Here is a 722-nt window from a genome sequence, read left to right as displayed (position 1 = left end):
ACTCACCCCATATCGAAATGATCAACCGGTGATCGCCGCCAACCGCGTCGGTGGATCGAGGCTCAGGCGGAGCATCAACGATCTGAAGGAATTCATCATGGCTGACGAAAAGCTCATGGACGGCTACCAGTCCTACACGGATGCGGAAGAACTCGCGTTCGAGGAGGCGGGGGACAGCGAAGCTCCCACCACGCCGGGAATCGTGCTCACGGTCGCCTCGCTCATCCACACCATCTACACCGGCTGCTGAATCGCCATCGGACCGCGCCGGCAGGCTGCTGCCTGGCGTGGTCCGGTCAGTTTCAGGGTCTTGCCGACTCTCGCCTTGGTGCCTCCGGCTGACGCGATTCGGCCAGATCCATTGTTGACGGCGTTGCTCGCGACGATGCGCCCTGCAACTCCATCTAAAGATGGGGAAATCACGATTTTGAAGGGACACCGATGGCTGACGAGAAGCTGATGGACGGTTACCAGGCCTACACCGACGCGGAGGAGCTGAACTTCGCCGAGGTCGGAGACGCCGAACTACCCACGACCACGGTGTTCCTCACCGTCACGACGGTCGGAGCGACCTTCGTCATGGGCTGCTGAGATCGCCGTTGCGATGCGCTGGGCCCTCGGGCCCGGCGCATCGTCGCGTCACCGACTGTCGTATGCCTAGCTTGATCTTTAACCTGTGCGGCGTGGACGGGGATTGACGGACTTCGTCTTCTTTGCCGCTG

2 protein-coding genes are annotated in these 722 nt (G+C 61.5%); both read left to right on the top strand.

Annotated features, from left to right (window positions below; all coding sequences use genetic code 11):
- On the top strand, positions 1–250 hold a 250-nt coding region (locus V6U90_RS33705), incomplete at its 5' end, for an LxmA leader domain family RiPP (protein WP_334445255.1).
- Between the two features lie 191 nt (positions 251–441).
- Positions 442–591 carry an LxmA leader domain family RiPP gene (locus V6U90_RS33700; protein WP_334445253.1) on the top strand — a complete coding sequence of 50 codons (150 nt, stop codon included), beginning with the start codon at positions 442–444 and terminating at the stop codon, positions 589–591.
- Positions 592–722: the final 131 nt, after the last annotated feature.

The organism is Micromonospora sp. CPCC 206060 (assembly GCF_036906895.1).
In the GTDB taxonomy this organism is placed as follows: domain Bacteria; phylum Actinomycetota; class Actinomycetes; order Mycobacteriales; family Micromonosporaceae; genus Micromonospora.
The sequence above is the reverse complement of the archived record's forward strand: the minus strand, read 5'-3'. Positions and strand labels throughout refer to the sequence as shown.